This is a genomic window from Pseudomonas sp. MD195_PC81_125 (genome assembly GCF_014060985.1).
GTDB classification, from domain to species: Bacteria; Pseudomonadota; Gammaproteobacteria; order Pseudomonadales; family Pseudomonadaceae; genus Aquipseudomonas; species Aquipseudomonas parakoreensis.
In genome coordinates, this window is sequence record NZ_JABULD010000752.1 from 1 (window position 1) to 1673 (window position 1673).

General features: G+C 45.7%; 3 protein-coding genes. 2 read left to right on the forward strand and 1 reads right to left on the reverse strand.

The window, feature by feature from the left end; all coding sequences use genetic code 11:
• Positions 1–62: 62 nt before the first annotated feature.
• On the reverse strand, positions 63–932 hold the full coding sequence (locus HT737_RS28810) for a LysR family transcriptional regulator (protein ID WP_182401134.1): 870 nt from the start codon (positions 930–932) through the stop codon (positions 63–65).
• 182 nt (positions 933–1114) lie between these two features.
• Here HT737_RS28810 and HT737_RS28815 point away from each other — a divergent pair, with 182 nt between their 5' ends.
• Positions 1115–1504: a sulfite exporter TauE/SafE family protein gene (locus HT737_RS28815; RefSeq protein ID WP_306287306.1), complete on the forward strand. Its 390-nt coding sequence runs from the start codon at positions 1115–1117 to the stop codon at positions 1502–1504.
• Positions 1455–1673 (forward strand): TSUP family transporter (locus HT737_RS32130; RefSeq protein ID WP_374011210.1); only part of this gene is annotated, 219 nt, incomplete at its 3' end. The genes HT737_RS28815 and HT737_RS32130, both read left to right, overlap by 50 nt.

The window sequence follows — 1673 nt, forward strand, 5'->3', positions numbered from 1 at the left end:
GAAAGGACAACACGCCTGGCAGGCACTGAGATCAGTGGGCGCGCAAAACTGTAAAAATGACGTCAGACGTCCTTGAATTCCTCTACGAGCAGCTCCGCAAATTTTTCTTTTGCGCGATGAGGTCCGCTGTTTTTATTCCATATAAAATAATTCTGTATTGGGTGCAGGTCGTCAAATACATGGCCGCTTATGTCACCGATCCTGCGAAACTGTTCAAAAACGCCTCTGGGCACTAACGAAACACCCGCTCCAGAGCTGACACACCCAAGAATGGTGCCGTAACTGGCGATGCTTGTTACAGGACTAACAACACCATGCGCTTGCAGCCAGTTTTCCAGCGCCTTTCTATAAGGACAGCCTTCAGGCCACATGAATATATCCGTGCCACTCAAGTCCTGCGGATTATGCACGTGCCCCGCAGCTGAAGAGGCAATCAATACCAGTTCTTCCATGTAGATTTCGATACTTTCAATATCAGGATGATCCTGATTGACAGCAATGATGGCACCGTCGAGTTTATGATCAACCACATCATTCAATAACTGCGACCAGTCACCTGTGCTGAACTGCATTTGCACAGATGGATAGAGTTGATGAAACTTTGAGAGCAACTTGGGCAGTCTGCCGGTTGCCGATGACTCTATTGCCCCGATCTTCAAGAGTCCTGACGGCGCCGCCGCGGGATCGAGCGCTCTTTGTGATTCCTGGCATAAAGACAGGATTTTGTTTGCATACCCAAGAAATAATCTACCGGAAGGGCTGATAACAAGCCCCCGACCTTTCCTGATAAACAAAGATACCCCAAGTTCTTTTTCCAGAAGTTTGATTCTGTTGGTAATGTTGGACGGAACACAGTGCAGTAATTCAGAGGCGCGAATGATACTTCCGTGATCCGCTACAGCCTTGAACATAGTAAGTTGAGAAAGCTCCATGCCATTGCTCACTTATGATGAATGATTTGATCACTATAAGTCACTTGTCGAAACCCATCAAGTCACCTATTTTTCAAAGTCTGATCTGATTGTGGAAATTTAAATCAGCGGGTTAGCGGGAACTAATCCGGAGATTTTCATGTTGCTTTGCGAAGAATTTCAGTTCCGAAAGGATCTCCTGAATGGATTTTGAACAAGCGTTGTTCGCTTTAGGCTTTTTTGCATTCTGTGGTGGTTTGATAGATGCAGCGGTAGGTGGTGGCGGGCTTGTACAGCTGCCAGCACTTTTGCATGCGCTTCCTCAATATAATTTGGCAACCGTATTTGGAACCAATAAGCTGGCGGTTCTTGCGGGCAATCTTTCTTCGATATACAGCTATACCAAAAGAATAAACATTGTCTGGAAACTGATGTTGCCCACCATGCTGTCGGCATTCGTTTTTGCGTTCATTGGCGCGTTTTCAGTGTCAATCGTTCCCAAAAAAATCATGGAGTTCGTTGTTTTTTTTTGTTTTGATAGCGATGGCGATCTATACGTTCGCGGAAAAAAGATTAGGCCTGATCAGCACTGAATTTCATTGCGGAACAAAGGAAATTGCGTGGGGCATTTTTTTTGGTGGCTTGATTGGTTTTTATGACGGCGTCTTCGGTCCGGGTAGCGGCAGCCTTCTGCTATTCATTTTCGTCAAATATTTTGGCTTTGATTTTTTAAATGCCTCCGCCTCCGCAAAGCTGGTCAAT